Below are 18,061 nucleotides of genomic sequence, written 5' to 3' on the forward strand. Positions count from 1 at the left end.
CATCACTTGGCTTCGCTTTCCTTGACCATCTGGCCATCCACGAGATCCGGGCCCGGGTTCTCCGCGACGCGCGTTCCCGGCGAAGGGCCTTCCGCCAGAACGAATCCCGCGCCAAATGCCTCGCCGAGCGTCACGCGCTCGAGGTGCACGGCATCGCCCCGAAGGGCGAAGACGACCTTTTGCCCGCCCCGCTCGACGACGGCCGATTTGGGCACCACCGACTTGGGCGCCGCGTGAAGCTTCTCCGGGTCGAGCGCTTCGCGCAGAAAGCCCACGCGCGCGGCCATTTCGGCGCGCAGCTGTGGAACGGTGTCGAGGAACTTCACTTTGACCATGGCCGTGGCCTTCGCGCGATTCAGGCGCGGTCCGACCATGACGACCTGGCCGCGGTGGCGATCGTTCGGGAAGGCGTCGAGCACGACTTCGCACGGGGCATCGGTGGCCACGGCACCCGCGCGACCTTCGGGCACGTCGACCTCGACGAGGAGCGAAGCCGGATCGAGGATTTCGACCAGCGGGGTCTCGTTGGTGACGACCTCGCCCACCTCGAGGGGCTTGGTCGTGAGCACGCCGTCGATGGGGGCGAGGACGCGCATGTCGTGCAGGGCAGCTTCGATGCGGGCGGCGTCGGCCGATGCGGCTCTGATTTCCGCCTCGGCCGCCGAAACGGCCGCCGAGAGCGACGTGGAGCGCGTTTCCATGTCCTCCGCGGTGGCGGCGGCCACCGCGCCGCTGGCGGCGAGCTTCTTTTCGCGGGCCAAGGAGCGCTCGGTCTCGGCGAGGGTGGCGCGGGCCACCTGCACTTTGGCGCGCGCAACGTCGACGCGCGCCCGTGCGGCGGCCAGCTCGCGGCGTTGATCCGTGGGGTCGAGTTCGAAGAGAACATCGCCCTGGCGGACGCGATCGCCCTCGCGGGCGTTGGTCTTCGTGATGCGGCCCTGCACCTTGGCGCCGACCTTGGCCGTGCGCTGGGCGACGACGTACCCGGTGGCGGTGAGCTCGACGGAGGCCTGCGACGGGGCCACCTGCGCAATCTCGGTCGCGCGCACGACGGGGCGCTGCACGCGCGCGAGCAGCGGACGCGCCGACACGGCCGAGACCGCGCCGACCCCCACCATCGCGAGCAGTGCGATCCAACGTTTCGAAAGGCCGCGGCGCGCGCGGCCTGCCGGGGGTGAGGGAGAAGACGTGGGCCGTGAAACGCCGTTGCGGTCGGCGCGATCGATGCGAAGCGACGCCAGCTCCGCGGAAAGAGAATCGTTTTGGACGCGTGCCACGATGGGCGCTCCCTTCTTTTTAATATCACCCATTGGTAATATAACTTTTGAGAAATTCAATACGCCGGCCGTCGAAAGCGAATTGTCTTAGTATCTAAGGTAGATATCTAATGGACCGTGTTATCTGACTAGTCAAGTGTCTTAGTTACTAAGTTAATATCCATAGTCGAAAAATCCGCACAAACGTCGACAGGTTCATCTCGGCGGCCTATATATCTTAGCGACTAAGGCATCCATGGAGATCCTTCGTGGCCAACAGGACAACCGACCCCATCTATAAGAGAGCCCCAACCTCCGCCGTGACCAGCGCGGACTGGGCGCGCACGATCGGCGAGGAGCTCGGCCGCGAGCTCAGTGCACGAACCATCCTGTTCCATCAGGCGATCGCGGAGCGCGTGGGGCTCAGCGTCACCGATCACAAGTGCCTCGACATCGCGAGTCGTGCGGCCATGGAGGGGCCACTCAACGCGGGGCGCCTGGCCGAGCTCACGGGTCTCACCACGGGCGCCGTCACCGGCGTGCTCGATCGGCTCGAGAAGGCAGGGTTCGTCCGCCGCGAAAAAGATCCCGACGATCGCCGGCAGGTGCTCGTCCGCCTGCTTCCCGACCGCGTACCCGAGCTGATGGCCGTCTTCGCCCCCTTCGCCAAGGCCTGGGAGGAGATGTGCTCACGTTACACGGTGGAAGAACTCGCCCGTGTGCACGACTTCTTCCGCACGACGCTCGACTTCATGCGCCAAGAAACGGAGCGCGTACGGGCCATGGGCCCCGCCACGGAAACGAGCCCGCCGGCACAGGACACGACGGAGCTCTCCGCGCCGCTCTCGAGCGACCGCGTGGGCTACCTGGAGTTCCTGCGCGGGTGCTCCGACTGGAAGCTCCGCGCGGAGGTCGGCCCGTATCTTTACCGCGCGCGGTTCGCCGGAGCGGAACCCCGCATCACCGCCCACGAAGGTCACATCGTCGTCGAGCCCGCGCGGTCCACGCTGCGCGGCCTGATGTCGAAGCGGGGCCCCTCGGAGCTTGCCATCCACCCGTCCATTCCGTGGCATATCCTCATTCGCGGCGGCGTCACCAAGGTCGACGCGGACCTGCGCGCCCTCACCCTGCGCGAGCTCGAAATCTCGGGCGGCGCGGTGGACGTCACCCTGGAGCTCCCCTGCCCCGCCGACACGATCATCGTCCGCATCCGCGGCGGTGTCCAGAGGGTCACGCTCTTGCGGCCCGAGGGCGTGCCCGCGCGGCTCGTCGTCAAGAGCGGCGCCTCCGGCCTCACCATCGACACGCTCCATCTGGGCGCCGTCGGCGGAAAGACGGACTGGGCATCCCCCGACTTCGCGAACGCCAAAGGACGCTACGACATCGAGGTGCTCGGGGGGGCGGACCGGTTCACCCTCGGGACACTCCCCCCCGTCACGTACGCCGTGCGCGAGTGATCGCCGCCTACTGCACGAGATCCCCGTACGCGTCGCGCCCTTCGGGTGCGCCGAGCCGCAGGGTCTGCGTCAACTCCGACTCGAGCTTCGCGCGATCGCCCACGATGACGACCTTCAGCGCCTCGGGGTGGAGGTACTTCTTGGCCACCCGGCGGACGTCCTTCGCCGTCACCGCATCAATCCGCTTGGGCAAGGTCACGAACTCGTCCAACGGAAGGTCGTAAATGGAGATGTCCTCCACCGCCGACGTGACCGCGCTCACCGTTTCGAACCGCCCGGGCAGGCCATGCTTGATGTCCGACTTGGCGTCTGCAAGCTCCTCGTCTTTCACGTCCTCGTCGATCATCCGCCGGATCTCGCGAAACAGCTCGCCCACGGATGCCGCCGTCTTCTCGGCCACCATCGCACCACCGGCCAAGAACGGCCCCGCACCGTGCCGCATCGCGAAGCGCGACCCCGCACCGTACGTAAAGTGATTCGCCTCACGCAGGTTCAAATTGATGCGGCTCGAAAAGATGCCGCCCAAAATCGCGTTCATCACGGTGATGGCATCGCGATCGGCATTGCGACGCGGCACTCCCACCTCGACCAACGCCACCTGCGACTGCGCCGCCCCCGGCTTGTCCACCAGCACGAGCCGCGGCCCCTTCGACGCGGCAGGCACCGCCGGCGTCTTCGGAGCTTGCGCCGCACCGGCCGCCGTCCACCCGCCGAACGACGACTCCAGCTTGTCCACGAGCGCCTTTTGCGTGATGTCGCCCGCGACCACCAACGTCGCATTCTTCGGCGAAAACATCGTCTCGTAAGCCTTGAGCAGATCCTTGCGCGCGAGCGCCTTCACGTCCTCCGCCCGTCCGCCCAGCGCGTTCCCGTAGGGATGGTTGCGCCCGTACAGCGCCGCGGACACCGCGTTCTGCGACATGGCACCGGGCTGCGTCTTCTCCTGCGCGAGCCCCGCCAAACGCCGCGCGCGCAACCGCTCGATTTCGGCATCGGGGAACGTCGGGTGCGTGACCACGTCGGCCAACAGCTGCAGCGCCCGATCGAGATGCTGCGACAGCGTCTTCACCGAACCACCGCACGAGTCCCACCCGCACCACGCCCCGTGCTGCGCGCCAATCTCCTCGTAGTCGTCCGACAGCTGCAGTGCGCTGCGGCTCTTCGTTCCCTGCTCCAGCATCGAGCCCATGAACGATGCAACCCCTGGCTTGAGCGCAGGGTAGTCCCCCGCCCCGGCCTTCAGCGCCAGACGCACGCTCACGATGGGCAGATCACGCCGCTCCACGAAGAGAACGCGCACCCCGTTCTTCAGGCGAAACGACTCCACCTTGGGCGGGGTGAAGACCACGGTGCCGTCCTCGTCCGGGGCCTTCTCGCGAAATGCCGCATCGGGTGTCTCCCCGCGTGGGGCCACCGGTGAACTCGGCTCGAGTGGCTTGGGAGGCTCTACGGGCGACGGTGCTGGCGGCGCCGGAGGAAGCTTCGGCGTGCCACCGCAGGCCGCCCCCATGACGCCCACCAAACCCGCAAGCACGACGGCCCCCAACGAAACGCGCCTCATCACGAACCTCCTTTAAGGCGGCCCGCCACCGGCGCCCCTTTTTCGGGTGTCACCACCGTCACGATGCGTTTGTCCGCCGGAAGGTACCGGCGCGCGACGTCCTGCACGGTGCTCGCCGTCGCTTGTTCGTAGCGGGCGATGTCCTTCGGGAGGTACCGCGGATCGCTCATGTATTGGTTGTACAGATTGATGCGATCGGCCCGTGACGCGGTCCGCTCCAGGCTGAACGTGAGCCCGGAGAGCACCGACGTCTTGGCCCGCGCAAGCTCCTCACCCTTCACACCGCCGGAGCGCACGAGGGCCAGCTCCTCGTCGATGGCTTTGAGCAGCTCCTGCGCCGTATGCCCGGGCTGCGCCGTGGCCACGATCCCGAACGTCGAGCCGAGCTGGCTCGAGTCCTGCGACGCCGAAACGTCCGCCGCGATTTGAAGATCGTAGACGAGCTTCTTGTACAGCCGGCTCGTCTTTCCGCTGGAAAGCACATGGGACAGCAAATCCAAATCCCCATCGCCGGGCGCGAACATCGGCGGCGTCGGCCACGTGATGTAGACGCGCGGCAGCTCCACCCCGGCGGACACGTCGAGCCGCACCTCCTTGGCCAACGTCACCGGAGGCACCGGGCCACGCGCCGGGACAGGCCCCGACGGGATCGGCCCGAAGTACTTTCCCACGAGCTCCAGCGTCTTCGTTCGATCGAAGTCGCCGGCAATCACCAACGTCGCATTGTTGGGCGCATACCAGGTGCGGAAGAAGGCCTTCACGTCCTCGAGCGACGCCGCATCGAGATCGCGCGGCGTGCCGATGGTGAGAAAGTGGTACGGATGCCCCACGGGGTAGAGCCGCTCGTAGATGTACTGCCCCACCAAGCCGTACGGTGCATTCTCGTAGTTCTGGCGACGCTCGTTCTTCACCACGTCGCGCTGGCCGGTGAAGGTCAACTCGTCGACGTGCGAGAGCAAGAATCCCATGCGGTCGCTCTCCAGCCATAGGGCCAGATTCAGCCGATTTTTCGGCACCGTCTCGTAGTAGTTCGTTCGATCCGTGCTGGTGGTCCCGTTCACGTCGGTCGCGCCGACACGCTCCAAAAAGCGGAAGTACGCATCCTCGGGAACGTGCTTCGAGCCTTGAAACATGAGGTGCTCGAAGAGGTGCGCGAAGCCGTTGCGGCCCGCCGGCTCGTCCTTCGAGCCCACGTGGTACCAAATGTTGGTCGTGACGATCGGCGTCCGGTGGTCCTCGTGCAGGATGACCTCGAGACCGTTCGCGAGGTGGGTCTTTTCGAGCGATAACGATGGCGGCTCGGCCTGGGCAGTCGGTGCGGCCACCAGGGTGACGGAGGCGGTCACCGCGGCGAGCGCAGTACGCGCCCAGCGAGTGGGATCGAAGATGCGACGGAGCATGGCGCGCAGTATGGCCTGCCCGAGGTTCGGTCCAAAGCCGGATCTGGTATCGTGCCGACCCCATGGATCGACGTGCGTTCCTCGGTGCGACGATTTCCGGCATTTTGGCCCAATTTGGCAGTGGCTGTGCCCGGAACCCAGGGGCCGCGCCCCATTTGACGAGCGCCCCGCGCCCGCGCGCGCTCCGCTTGGAGGAGCTGGAGGAGGCCACCATCGCCGATCTCTCCGGACGCATGGCACGGGGCGACTGTTCGTCACGCGAGCTGGTCGACGCGTACCTCGCGCGCATCGAGGCCATCGACCGCAAAGGGCCGGCGCTCAAGTCCGTGCTCGAGATCAACCCCGATGCCCAGGCCATCGCCACCCGCCTCGACGAAGAGCGCCGCAGCAAGGGCGCGCGGGGCCCGCTGCATGGCATCCCGCTGCTGGTGAAGGACAACATCGACACGGGCGATCGCATGCAAACGACGGCGGGCTCTCTGGCGCTGCTCGGCACGCCCGCCTTGCGCGACGCGCACGTGGTGGCGCGCTTGCGGGAGGCCGGGGCGGTCATCCTGGGCAAGACGAACTTGAGCGAGTGGGCCAACATGCGCGACTCGCACTCGGTCAGCGGGTGGAGCGGCCGCGGCGGGCTCACGAAGAATCCGTACGTGCTCAATCGAAACGCGAGCGGCTCGAGCTCGGGCTCCGCCTCCGCCATCGCCGCGAACCTCGCCGCCGCAGCCCTCGGCACCGAGACGGACGGATCCATCGTGAGCCCGGCGCAACTCTGCGGGCTCGTGGGGCTCAAGCCGACGGTGGGCCTGGTCAGCCGCGCGGGCATCATCCCCATCGCGCACTCGCAGGACACCGCGGGCCCCATGACCCGCACCGTCGCCGACGCCGCGATCGTGCTCGGCGCCATCGCCGGCGCCGACGCACGCGATCCGGCGACGAGCGGCGCCCGCGTCGAGCGCGATTACACGCGCTTCCTCTCGAAAGACGGTGCCCGCGGCGCACGCATCGGTGTGCTGCGCGGTGAACGCTGGATGACGCCGCCCCTGATGGCCACCCTGGATGACGCCGTCGCCGCGTTGCGAAAGCTCGGCGCCACGGTCGTCGAGATCGAAGCGCACGCTCCGGCGGAGGCCGCACGCGCGGGCGCCCGTGCCCTGGGCGACATCGCCAAGGCCGTGGAAGACCCCGAGGTGGAGGTGCTGCTCTACGAGCTCAAGGCCGACATGGCCGCGTACCTGGCCACGCGCACGAACCAGCCCTTGCGCACCCTGGACGATCTCGTGAAGTTCAATGTGCAGCGCGCCCGCGAGGAGATGCCCTGGTTCCGGCAGGATCTCTTCGACCGCGCCCTGAAAAAGGGCCCGCTCGACACGCCGGCGTACCGCGAAGCCTTGGCCGCGTGCCGCAAGCTCGCACGCGACGAAGGGATCGATCGCACGGTGCGCGAGAACAAGCTCGACGCCATCATGACGCTCACCGGCGGGGTGGCCTGGGCCACGGATCTGGTGAACGGCGACGCCATCACCGGCTCGATGTCCACCTTGGCCGCGGTCGCCGGCTACCCGAGCATCACCGTCCCGTGCGGCGCGGTGCATGGCCTGCCGGCGGGCGTTCTCTTGTTCGGCCCCGCGTGGTCCGAGCCTTCGCTCTTGCGCATCGCCTACGCGTACGAGCAAGCGACGCACCTTCGCACGAAGCCGACGTACCTCCCGAGCATCGAGAATTAGCCGAACCGCCCACCAATCGCGAGCACGTGCTTGCGCAGCCAGATCGATCCCGGATCGACCTGCGCCCGGGTCGGGTGGAACATGATCTCTTCGAACGACCCCGGATCGAGCGGCGGCTGGACGGCATCGAGTGAGAGCACGCCCCCGAGCACCTCGATCTGCCGGCGGGGAACGACGGCGACGAGATCGGAGCACGAGACCATGTGCAGGGCCTGCAGGTAGCTCGGCACCACGAGTGCGACGCGCCGTTCGACGCCGTTCTCGCGCAGCCACGTGTCCACGGGATCTTCGCGCTGGCCGCGGCCGAAGACGGCCACGTGCGGCGTCGTGAGAAAAGGCTCCATCTGCCCGATACAGGCGCGCTGCGGGTGGTCCTTCCGGATGGCGATGGCGTCCGTATCCGAAAAGAGGCGCTGGCCGTGGAAGCCTGGAAATTCCGACCCGGTACAGGCGATGACCAAGTCGATCGTGCGCGCGAAATCCGCGGTCATCACGCCGGGGCCGCGCCAAGGCGCCACGTCCACGCGGACACCGGGCGCCTCGGTGCGAATGCGCTCGCGAAGCGGCGGCACGAGCAAGTTGAGAACGTGGTCGGGCATCATCACGCTGAACCGGCGCTGGCTCACCTCGGGGTCGAAGGTGTCGGCCACGAAGAGCCCCTGCACCTGCGCGAGCGCGTCGGCCAACGGCGCCCGCAGCGCCAGTGCGCGCGGAGTGAGCTCCATGCGCGAGCCCACGCGCACGAGCAAAGGATCGCCCATGATGTCGCGCAGCCGCTGCAGGGCGTGGCTGGTGGCCGGCTGGGAAAGACCCACGCGCTGTGCAGCGCGGCTGACGCTTTCCTCCGAGAGGAGCGCCTGGAGGGCCACGAGAAGGTTCAGGTCGAGCGAAGCAAGATTCATGGGACGAAAGGACTCTATGCCACCTATGGATTGGAGCCGCGGGCGCCCGTTGTCCATGCTTGCCCGCATGGAATCGAACGAGAACAAGCGTCTCTTGCAGCATGTTTTTTCGGAGATGGCCAAGGGCAACTCGCGGCCGTTCGTGGAGTGCCTGGCGGACGACGTGCGCTGGACGGTGACGGGCACGACGCCATGGTCCAAGACCTACGAGGGAAAGGAATCCGCGCTCCGCGATCTCCTCGCGCCACTTCGGACGAAATTCGCCACCTCCTACAAATCCACGGCGATTCGCGTCATCGCCGAAGGCGATTTCGTCGTCGTGGAGGCGCGCGGCGATGTGATGACCAAGCGCAACATGCCCTACAACAATGCCTACTGCTTCGTGTACCGCCTGGCCGGGGGCAAGGTGCGCGAGCTCGTCGAATACGCCGACACCGCACTGGTCACGGCCGCGCTCGGTGATCCTACAGAGGCTTCGCCGCCTGAATGACCACTTGGCCACCGCGCTTTAGCCCGAGCGCTATGCTCGTTCCCTCGGGGACGTTGCTCAAGGAGCGATAGAGGTAGCCGTTCGCGCCGACGACGTCCTGCCCGTCGACGCTCACGATTTCGTCGCCCACCACGAGCCCCGCCTTCGCCGCGGCGCTGCCCGGTCGCACCACGCTCACGATGTTGCGCGCCTGCTCGAGGTCGGCGTCCGGCGATCGCTCTTGAAGGACGAAGCCCAGATCGCCGCCCACGTCGAATCCCTTGGTGCGCTTGCGCGGTGCACGGAGCGGGGCAAGCTCGGTGGTTCGTCCCGCGTCGACGGTGAGGGGCAGGTAGATGGAGGAGAACTCCGAGCCGCGGTAGTCGTTGGGGTACGCGCTCAAGGTGACCCGTCCCGCGGGACAGCGCTCCACCTCGAAGCGGCCCTCGGCATCGGTGACATTCTTGCGGTCCTGGTCCCCCATCGAGCCGCCGATGGCCATCATTCCGGAGCCTCCTTTCGCCGGGCGCACCATGACGACCATGCCCGGCACGGGTTGCCCGTTGTCGAGCGCAACGATGCGGCCGCGCAGGCTGGCGTTGCCTTCGAGCTCCAGGCGTAGGCCTTCGCGCTTGGCCCCCTGCTCGAGTTGCACCTTGGTTTGCGCGCGGCCATCGGGCGCTTCGGCGGAGAGGATGAAGTCGCCCGCGGGAAGGTCGCGCAGCACGAAGCTGCCACCCGTGCGGAAAAAGCTCTCGTCGCGCGAGACGCCCGTCTTCTCGTCGCGCAACGTCACCGAGAAGCGCTCGGGCGACGCGCCTTTGCTTCCGACGACGGTGCCCGAGATGGATCCCGTGCGGCGAATGGTCAGCGTGACCTCCGTCCCCGTGCGGATCTTCTCCGAGATCGTCTCGCCTCCCCCTTTGCGAAACGCCCGCACGGTGTACGTACCCGGAGAGAGCTTCGTCAGGGTGAAGCGCCCGTCGAGCTCCGTGAGGACCGGTGTGCGACGCCCCCACGCCCAGCGCATGGCGCGCCCCGCCTGCCCCTGCGCCTTGCTCGCGCTGTCCGATTCGCGCTCGGCGTCGACGAAGGCGTCGGTGACCGGTTGGCCGCCGTCGTCGACGACGCGCCCGCGGATCTCGTCGCGTTGGGACTCGACGATGACCTTCACGCGGGCCGTTTCCCCAGCCTTCACGGCCGTGGAGACGCCTTGCACGTCGTCGTCCTTGGTGCCGGGCGCGCGCATGGCCGACCAGCCGTGGGAGGCCGAAACGCGGTAGTCGCCGGGATTCACGCCTTTGATGGCGAAGGTGCCGTCGTCGCGCGTGGTCGTCTGGTTCCAGCCCCAGGTGCCGCCCTTGGCCTGCACGTTGGCCGCCGACACGGGGGCACCCGAGCCATCGACCACGGTGCCTTCGATGGAGCCGCCGGCCGGAAGCGTGATGCGCACGCCGCTGACGTCGCGATCGACTTTGACCTCGGTGGGCTCCTTCGGAGAGGCGATACCCTCACGCCGAACATCGACGCTGTACGTTCCCGCGAGCAGGCCGCGGATGCGGAAGGTCCCGTCCTTCTCGCTCTCGGTGTTGCCCCACCCGGTGCGGCTGCGCGGATCGCGGCCGTCGCCTCCGCGCGTGCGCGCGAAAAGCGTGACGCCAGCGACGGGCGCGCCTTTGGCATCGACGACGACGCCGCTCAAGGAAAGCCCCCCGTTGACCTTCCACACGAGACCATCGACGTCTTTGTCAGCGAGCGTGACCGGTTCGTATTTCTCTTCGAGGGCCGCGTCCTTGCACCAGACTTCCACCTGGTACGTGCCGGGAAGCATGCCCTCGACGCGCACCTTGCCCTCGTCGTCGGCCTTCGCCCAGCGGAATTCGCTTTTGCCCTTCTCCGAGAGATTCACCGCGCCTTGTGCACAGCCCTTTCCGTCTTTGCCGTCGCGGAAGCTGATGCGGCCGCTGACGGTGGCCGCCGGGTGGGCTTCGATGAGCACCTCGCCCGACGTCTCGCCGACGCCGAGCAGGACGCTCTCCCGGGCGGTTCCCCATCGATGCGGCGTTTTCGCGTCCGGCTTGTAACGACCGGGCTCGAGGCGCGCGATGCGAAAGCGCCCTTCCGCATCGGTGAGCGCGGTGTGCTCGCCTCCACCGCCCGGGCCGAACCCCATGGAGTCTCCGCTCGCGGCGACGCGCGCCCCGGCCACCGGGGTGTCGGTGCCTGCCTCGACGACGCGGCCTTGGAGCACCGATTCCGGGGTCAGCGAGATCTCGATGAACTGCCCCGGTGCGATGCCATCCTTCGAGCCATCCGCGTAGCCTTCCGCGGTGACCTGCGCGGCGATTCGGCCCGGCGCGACCCAGACTTGCCACTCGCCTTTGCCGTCGCTTTGGGCCACCGCGTTGGCGGCGCCGCCTGGACCGAACATGGCTTGCTCCGTCGACAGCACGGTCACCAGCGCCCCCACGACGGGGCCGCCGCCGATGTCCTGCACGCGGCCGCGCACTTCGACGCCGCCGGCGGTGAGAACCAGGTCGACGTTCTCACGAGCCTCGCCGGAGGCAAGGGTGAGCGCGCGTCCCGTCTTCTCCGGGTTGACCCAGCGCGCCGGCTGGTAATTCGTCGCCGACGCGGTCACCTCGTAGCTCGCGACGAGCAGGTCCTCGATGCGGTAGCGGCCATCGGCGCCGGTAGTCACGCAACGCGGGACGCGTTTGTCGATCGACACGAGCCGATCCGACGAAGCGAAGGCACAGACCTGGGCTCCGGCGATGGGCTTCGTCGCGGTGTCGGTCACACGGCCCGAAACGCTGCCGCGCGGAAGATCGCGATCGCTCGCGGTGACTTCGGAAGCGGTGGACTCGGACACCGCAGGATCGCCTCGCTCGCCCGAAGCCGCCACGTCACCGCGGTGTCGGAAGCGGTACACGGCGAACGCGAACAGCGCTGCTGCCAGGACGCCCAAAGCGATCCACGTGCGTCGGTTCATCGGTGACCAAAAGCGTATGGCCGGGGTCAGCTATTCCGTGGGATGCAAAGCGGCATGGGCGGCCCGGTTCGTGATACAAGGTGTGCCAATGCGTCCGATATGGCTGGGACTGGCTCTCGCGACGTGTGCCTTCGCGGTACCGGCAAGCGCTAAAAACGCGACCAACGCACCGAAGACGAAAAGCGCAAAGCACGCTTCGAGCAAGCCGAACAGCGATCCCGAAGGGCCAAAGCCCTGGTGCGCCCCCGAGGTGACGGAGCTGGAAGAGCACGTCTGCTACTTCGACGGAGACGACCCGGCGAAGTCCGAGGGACGCCACACGCTCGTGATTTATCTCCATGGCTCGCTCGCCACGACGCCCGGTTTTGCCTGGCTCCAACAGCGCTCGATGGCGAACTACGCGAAGCGACACGGCTTCACCGTTCTTCTCCCGACGTCGCCGAAGAACGGCGCGGGCAACGGCTACTTGTGGCCCACGTCCATCCCCGCCCAACGTGAACACGAGGCCAAGGTCCTCGCCGACATCCAACGCGAACGCAAAGAGCTCGCGCAGCGCATAGGCCACGACTTCGACGAGACCTTCGTCGTAGGCTTTTCGAGCGGCGCCTATTACGGCAGCGGCGTCGCCGTCCGCGGCGCCCTCTCCGACGTCGACGGCTACGTCATCCTCGCGGGCGGCGCCTCCCCGGGCCAGCACCTCGCCGCGACGAAAAACCGAGCCCCCATCTTCGTTGGCGTCTCCGCCTCCGATCGCCAAACCGCCGACGACTCCCGCCACTACGCCCACGCCCTCGCCGCCATGGGCTGGCCCCACCGCGTCGAAGAACGCCCCGCCGGCCACACGGTGGACCCGACGTTCCTATCGCAAGCCCTCTCCTGGCTCCGAAGCAAGACGCACAACGCTGGCTCCGCGCACCGCACGGGTGGATAGGATCTTTCGCACGTAGTTCGCTCGAAGCGTCTCGAAAGGCTCGCCGAAAGACTTGGAGATGGTCCTCCCGTCCGGATCATCGTCATCGGCGGGGTGGCCTTTGCGCTCGCGCTGGGCTCGCGCAGAACGACCAAGGACTTGGACGCCGTTCTCGAGCCTCCAGAGGCGGCGCGCATCCTTTTCTGCAGCCGACGCGATTGCTCCCGAGTTTCAGTTGCCTCCTGGATGGCTGAACGAACGCGCCAAGCACGCGAACCTCCTTCCGACTCAAGTCACCGAGGACGTTCGCTCTCTATAGTGTAGGCCCCGCCGAATCTCCCGTTTACCTGGATGGCGACGCGGCCAAAAGCGCGAAACTTCGCCTTTCGCTCGAGCGTAACGCTCCGGAACCGCTCAAACGTCGGCGCGTGTATGCCGTGAGCGACTACCTCGACGTGATCTGACGTCGGCGTATTCCGCCTTTGCGGCGGTGGCCCCTGCGGGACTCGAACCCGCACGCCCTTTCGAGCCGTGAATTTTAAATTCACTGCGTATGCCATTCCGCCAAGGGGCCTTGGAGGTCGCCTTCTCCTATAGCAGGACCGCGGGCGTCCATGTTGGTCGGAGTTGTCGCGACTCGTCGCGACTGTTGACGGTGGCGGGCATCGCGGGCTTCTTGGCCGCATGGTGACGGCTCGTTCGAAGGGTGTGCGGCGGCTGCTGTTCGGGATGTTGCTGCTTGGAGGGCTCCTGGGTGGCTGTCAGGCGCCGGTGGCCGCGGCCAAAGCGCCCGAGGCTCCGCCGCCGGGGCGCGTTCGAGGGGTTCGGGCGGCGCGGCTGTTCGATCCCAAGGCGGGACGCATCATGAGCAACGCCGTGGTTCGGATCGAGGGGGACCGCATCGTGTCGGTGAGCGAAGGAGCACCAGCCGATCCCACTGTCGTCGACTTGGGTGACGTCACGCTCATCCCAGGGATGATCGATTCGCATTCGCACATCATGGCGAACGGGGACAAATCGTACCTCGAGATGCTCGTCGAGAAATCCGAGTCGTACCGCACGCTCGAAGGCGTCGCCAACGCGCGCAACATGCTGCGGGCCGGGTTCACGAGCGCACGCGACTGCGGCAACGAAGGGCTCATGTACGCCGACATTTCGCTGCGCGACGCCATCGCCAAGGGGCTCGTCGAAGGGCCGCGCATGTTCGTTGCGACCCGTGCCATTGCTGCCGTCGGCGGGTATTTCCCCTTTGGCGTATCGTCCGATCTCGTGCAGCGGCCCTCCGGCGCGCAGCTCGTCAGCGGCATCGAAGAAGCGCGGCGCGCCGCACGTGAACAGATTCAACATGGGGCAGATCTGCTCAAGCTCTATGCGGATTTTCCCGGCGGGCCTGGCGGCTTGCCGGTCCGCCCTACGCTCACTGTCGACGAAATGAAAGCCGCCGTCGATATCGCCCATACGGCAGGGCACAAAGTCGCCGCCCACGCCACCTCCAAGCAGGGGATCCGCAACGCCGTCGCGGCGGGGGTCGACTCGATCGAACATGGGCACGACGCCGACGCGGAGGTTCTCCGCCTGATGCGCGATCGAGGCGTTTTCCTCGTTCCCACGGTGGCGGCGTACGCCGGGCTGCTCACAGACTTCCCGCCTGGCCCGCGACGCGATCGCCTGCTCAAGATCGTCGCTGACCAGCCCCGCCTCGTGCGCGCCGCTCGCGATGCCGGAGTCAAGATCGCCACGGGCTTCGATGCCGCCGCCTCGAAAGACGACGGGCACAACGCCATGGAGGCCATCACCCTCGTGGCCTACGGACTCTCACCGGTAGAAGCCCTCCGCGCCACCACCTTGCGCGGCGCGGAGCTCATTGGATGGGACGACCGCATCGGCTCGATCGAGAAAGGCAAAATCGCCGACTTGGTCGCCGTCGAAGGCGACCCCACCAAGGAAATCCATGCCCTTGGTCACGTCACTTTCGTCATGAAGGACGGCGCCGTCGCATGGGACGTCCGCGACGTCACTGGCGCGTCCCTATCTCCGACTCGACCGCGCGGGCCTCACCCGACGCGATGAGTCACTGTTGCTCGTGGTGTCGCGAGCCGTCACGACTGTTGACGGCGAGGCGAGATCGCGGGCTTCTTCGCCCCATGGGAACGGCTTGTTCGAAGGGCGTGCGGCGACTTTTGTTCGGGATGTTGCTGCTTGCGGGGCTCTTGGGGGGCTGCCAAGCGCACGTGGCAGCAGCCAAAGCGCCCGATCCCCCGCCGGGGCGCGTTCGAGGGGTTCGGGCGGCGCGGATGTTCGATGCCAAGGCGGGACGCATCGTGCTCAACGTCGTGGTTCGGATCGAGGGCGACCGCATCGTGTCGGTGAGCGAAGGAGCACCGCCCGATCCCACTGTCGTTGACTTGGGCGACGTCACGCTCATCCCAGGGATGATCGATGCGCATTCGCACGTCCTCGCCAACCACGAGAAGTCGTACCTGGAGATGCTCGTCGAGAAGTCCGAGTCGTACCGCACCCTCGAGGGCGCAGCCAACGCGCGCAACGTGCTGCGGGCCGGGTTCACCACCGTGCGGGACTGTGGCAACGAAGGGCTCCAATGGGCGGACGTCTCGCTCCGCGATGCCATTGCCAAAGGGCTCGTCGAGGGACCGCGCATGTTCGTTGCCACGCGCGCCATCGCCGCCGTCGGCGGGTACATGCCCTTTGGCGTATCGCCCGATCTCGCGCAGCCACCGTCCGGTGCTCAATTCGTCAGCGGCGTCGAAGAGGCGCGTCGCGCCGCACGCGAGCAAATTCAACACGGGGCGGACCTCCTCAAGCTCTACGCGGATTTTCCGGGCGGGCCGGGCCAACCCGTCCACACCACCCTCAGCGTTGACGAGATGAAGGCCGCGGTCGACATCGCGCACGCGGCCGGTCGCAAGGTGGCCGCCCATGCCCAGTCGAAGCAGGGAATCCGCAACGCCATCGCCGCCGGCGTCGACTCCATCGAACACGGCTCCGACGCCGACGCCGAAATCCTACGCCTCATGCGCGACCGCGGTGTTTTCCTCGTCCCCACCCAAGCGGTCCTCACCATCTTCCTCGCCGAGGCGAAAACGGGTCCACAGCGCGATCGCCTCATCAAGCGCGTCACGGATGGACAACGACTGGTTCGCGCTGCTCGCGATTCCGGCGTAAAAATCGCGACCGGCTTCGACGCCGCGACCTCGAAAGACGACGGTCACAACGCGATGGAGGCCATCACCCTCGTGGCCTACGGACTCTCACCCGTCGAAGCCCTCCGCGCCGCCACCTTGCGCGGCGCGGAGCTCGTTGGATGGGACGACCGCATCGGCTCGATCGAGAAGGGCAAAATCGCCGACTTGGTCGCCGTCGAAGGCGACCCGACCAAGGACATCCACGCCCTCGGTCACGTCACCTTCGTCATGAAGGACGGCGCCGTCGCGTGGGACGTCCGCGACGTCACTGGAGCGTCCCTATCTCCGACTCGACCGCGCGGGCCAGCTCGCCCGACGCGATGAGCGCCGACACCGCCGCGATGTCTTTGTAGAGCGGCCGATCCTCGGTGAGGGGCGCCACCAGCTCGCGTACCTTGGAATGCGCGACGCGCACGCCGCGGCTCGGGGTCAGCGGCTTTCGCTGATCGAGCCCGGCCGCAGCCACCATCGTCTCGATGGCAATCGCGTTGCGCACGTTCGTCACGACTTCTCGCAGCTTGCGCGCGCTCACGCTCCCCATGCTCACGTGGTCTTCCTTGCCCGCCGACGACGGAATCGAATCCACGCTCGCCGGGTGGCACAGCACCTTGTTCTCGCTCACCAGCGACGCCGAGGCCACCTGCGCGATCATGAAGCCCGAGTGAAGCCCGCTGCCCGGCGCCAAGAACGGCGTAAGGCCCGTCGAAAACGCCGGGTTCACCAGCTGCTCCACTCGGCGCTCGCTGATGTTCGCCAGTTCGGCCACCGCCATCGCCGCGAGATCCAGCGCCAGCGCCAGCGGCTGCCCGTGGAAGTTGCCGCCGCTGATGATGTCCGGCTCGCCCTTCTCGTCCAGGAAGACGCTCGGGTTGTCCGTCACGCTGTTCACCTCGCGCTCGAGCACCGTGCGCGCCCAGCCGAGCGCATCGCGCGATGCACCGTGGACCTGCGGCATGCAGCGAAGGCTGTAGGCATCCTGCACCTTGCCGCAGTCGCGGTGGCTCTCCATGATTTCGCTGTCGGTCAGAAGCGCGCGCAGATTGCTCGCCACCGCGGCCTGCCCCGGATGCGGACGCGCGGCCTGCAGCCGATCGTCGAAGGGACGGCTCGTCCCCTTCAGCGCCTCCAGGCTCATCGCCCCCGCGATGTCCGACGCCGTGCATAGACGCTCGGCCTCGAGCAGCATCAAGGTGCCGAGCGACGCCATGAACTGCGTCCCATTGATGAGCGCGAGCCCTTCCTTGGCCTCGAGCGACAGCGGCGTGATGCCCGCCATGCCCAGCGCGTCGCTGCCCGGGATGTACACGGGCCGGTAGCCCGCCTTCGGGTCCGCGCTCGCGCGCACCGAGGCCTCGACCGACGCCTCCCCTTCCCCAATCATCGCCAGCGCCAGATGCGCGAGCGGTGCGAGGTCACCGGAGGCGCCCACCGATCCTTGGGACGGAATGCGTGGGTGCACGCCTTTATTCAGCATCTCGAGCAGCTGCTCGACGAGCACCGGACGCACGCCCGAGTGCCCGATGGCCAGCACTTGCGCGCGCAGGAGCATCATGCCGCGCACTTCGGCGATCGACAGATCGGGGCCGAGGCCGGTCGCGTGGGAGCGCACCAGGTTTCGCTGGAGCGCGCGAATGTCGTTGGCACCGATGCGCGTTTCGCTCAGCGCACCGAAACCGGTGTTGACGCCGTAGATACTCGGCGCATCGTCGCCCTGAAGGGCAACTCGGTCGATGGCCGCGCGCGATGCAATGACTTTTGCGCGGGCTTCAGGGTGGAACTCCACGGCGCGGCCCCGGAGGGCTACGTCTTCCAGGTCTCGCAGAGAAAAGGGTTTGCCGACGAGGACAGCGGACATGGACAGCCCAATAGCGCAGGCAACGCTGGCCGACAAAGACTCCTTCGCTCTTGTGCGTGAGGTTACGTTCCGAGCCAAAACTCTCGTGGAATCTCGAACCGCGGCAACGCGACAATCGCGGCGGGGCCGCCGCTATGCCCGCTTTGACAGGAGAGAGGCGCCGGTCTCGCCGGGATGGTCGCGCTGCCGCGATTCGACTTAAGGGGCGTTCTTGATTCGAAACGTAACTTCCCCCGGCAAAGTTCGGGTAACGTCCGTCCGCGCATGCGTTATTACGTCTCCCTCGATTCTGCGGCGTCCTCCGACAGCCAACCCGTCGAGGTCGATGTCAC

12 protein-coding genes and 1 tRNA gene are annotated in these 18,061 nt (G+C 67.2%); 6 read left to right on the forward strand and 7 right to left on the reverse strand.

Annotated elements, in window-relative coordinates; all coding sequences use genetic code 11:
- Window positions 1-2 precede the first annotated feature (2 nt).
- Window positions 3-1,277: an efflux RND transporter periplasmic adaptor subunit gene (locus LVJ94_21785; protein ID WXB09848.1), complete on the reverse strand. Its 1,275-nt coding sequence runs from the start codon at window positions 1,275-1,277 to the stop codon at window positions 3-5.
- A gap of 248 nt (window positions 1,278-1,525) precedes the next feature.
- Here LVJ94_21785 and LVJ94_21790 point away from each other — a divergent pair, with 248 nt between their 5' ends.
- Window positions 1,526-2,713 carry a MarR family transcriptional regulator gene (locus LVJ94_21790; GenBank protein WXB09849.1) on the forward strand — a complete coding sequence of 396 codons (1,188 nt, stop codon included), beginning with the start codon at window positions 1,526-1,528 and terminating at the stop codon, window positions 2,711-2,713.
- A 7-nt stretch (window positions 2,714-2,720) separates the two neighbouring features.
- Here LVJ94_21790 and LVJ94_21795 read toward each other — a convergent pair whose 3' ends face one another.
- Both LVJ94_21795 and LVJ94_21800 read right to left on the reverse strand, forming a co-directional pair.
- Window positions 2,721-4,274, reverse strand: a complete 1,554-nt coding sequence (locus tag LVJ94_21795; protein WXB09850.1) for an insulinase family protein — start codon at window positions 4,272-4,274, stop codon at window positions 2,721-2,723.
- Window positions 4,274-5,674 carry an insulinase family protein gene (locus tag LVJ94_21800; protein WXB09851.1) on the reverse strand — a complete coding sequence of 467 codons (1,401 nt, stop codon included), beginning with the start codon at window positions 5,672-5,674 and terminating at the stop codon, window positions 4,274-4,276. Before LVJ94_21800 ends, LVJ94_21795 begins: the two co-directional genes overlap by 1 nt.
- A 62-nt stretch (window positions 5,675-5,736) precedes the next feature.
- Here LVJ94_21800 and LVJ94_21805 point away from each other — a divergent pair, with 62 nt between their 5' ends.
- Window positions 5,737-7,398 carry an amidase gene (locus LVJ94_21805; protein ID WXB09852.1) on the forward strand — a complete coding sequence of 554 codons (1,662 nt, stop codon included), beginning with the start codon at window positions 5,737-5,739 and terminating at the stop codon, window positions 7,396-7,398.
- On the opposite strand, the gene LVJ94_21810 is transcribed toward LVJ94_21805, so the two are convergent.
- Window positions 7,395-8,300 carry a LysR family transcriptional regulator gene (locus LVJ94_21810; GenBank protein ID WXB09853.1) on the reverse strand — a complete coding sequence of 302 codons (906 nt, stop codon included), beginning with the start codon at window positions 8,298-8,300 and terminating at the stop codon, window positions 7,395-7,397. The genes LVJ94_21805 and LVJ94_21810 overlap by 4 nt on opposite strands.
- Before the next feature lie 67 nt (window positions 8,301-8,367).
- Here LVJ94_21810 and LVJ94_21815 point away from each other — a divergent pair, with 67 nt between their 5' ends.
- The gene (locus LVJ94_21815; protein WXB09854.1) at window positions 8,368-8,790 is read left to right on the forward strand and encodes a nuclear transport factor 2 family protein; all 423 of its coding nucleotides are present in this window, start codon (window positions 8,368-8,370) and stop codon (window positions 8,788-8,790) included.
- Here the strand turns inward: LVJ94_21815 and LVJ94_21820 are convergent.
- Window positions 8,765-11,761, reverse strand: coding sequence for a carboxypeptidase regulatory-like domain-containing protein (locus LVJ94_21820; protein ID WXB09855.1), 2,997 nt, complete (start codon window positions 11,759-11,761; stop codon window positions 8,765-8,767). The genes LVJ94_21815 and LVJ94_21820 overlap by 26 nt on opposite strands.
- Before the next feature lie 88 nt (window positions 11,762-11,849).
- Here LVJ94_21820 and LVJ94_21825 point away from each other — a divergent pair, with 88 nt between their 5' ends.
- Window positions 11,850-12,692, forward strand: coding sequence for a hypothetical protein (locus LVJ94_21825; GenBank protein WXB09856.1), 843 nt, complete (start codon window positions 11,850-11,852; stop codon window positions 12,690-12,692).
- Between the two features lie 470 nt (window positions 12,693-13,162).
- Here the strand turns inward: LVJ94_21825 and LVJ94_21830 are convergent.
- Window positions 13,163-13,245, reverse strand: a tRNA-Leu gene (locus LVJ94_21830).
- 110 nt (window positions 13,246-13,355) lie between these two features.
- Between LVJ94_21830 and LVJ94_21835 the strand changes: the two genes are divergently transcribed.
- Both LVJ94_21835 and LVJ94_21840 read left to right on the forward strand, forming a co-directional pair.
- Complete coding sequence (locus tag LVJ94_21835; GenBank protein ID WXB09857.1) at window positions 13,356-14,741, forward strand: amidohydrolase family protein; 1,386 nt, start codon at window positions 13,356-13,358, stop codon at window positions 14,739-14,741.
- A 74-nt stretch (window positions 14,742-14,815) separates the two neighbouring features.
- Window positions 14,816-16,198, forward strand: coding sequence for an amidohydrolase family protein (locus LVJ94_21840; protein WXB09858.1), 1,383 nt, complete (start codon window positions 14,816-14,818; stop codon window positions 16,196-16,198).
- On the opposite strand, the gene hutH is transcribed toward LVJ94_21840, so the two are convergent.
- Window positions 16,140-17,729, reverse strand: coding sequence for a histidine ammonia-lyase (hutH, locus tag LVJ94_21845; protein ID WXB09859.1), 1,590 nt, complete (start codon window positions 17,727-17,729; stop codon window positions 16,140-16,142). The two genes, LVJ94_21840 and hutH, sit on opposite strands and share 59 nt — an antisense overlap.
- Window positions 17,730-18,061 lie beyond the last annotated feature (332 nt).

It is taken from the genome of Sorangiineae bacterium MSr11367, from assembly GCA_037157805.1.
Classification (GTDB): domain Bacteria; phylum Myxococcota_A; class Polyangia; order Polyangiales; family Polyangiaceae; genus Pendulispora; species Pendulispora rubella.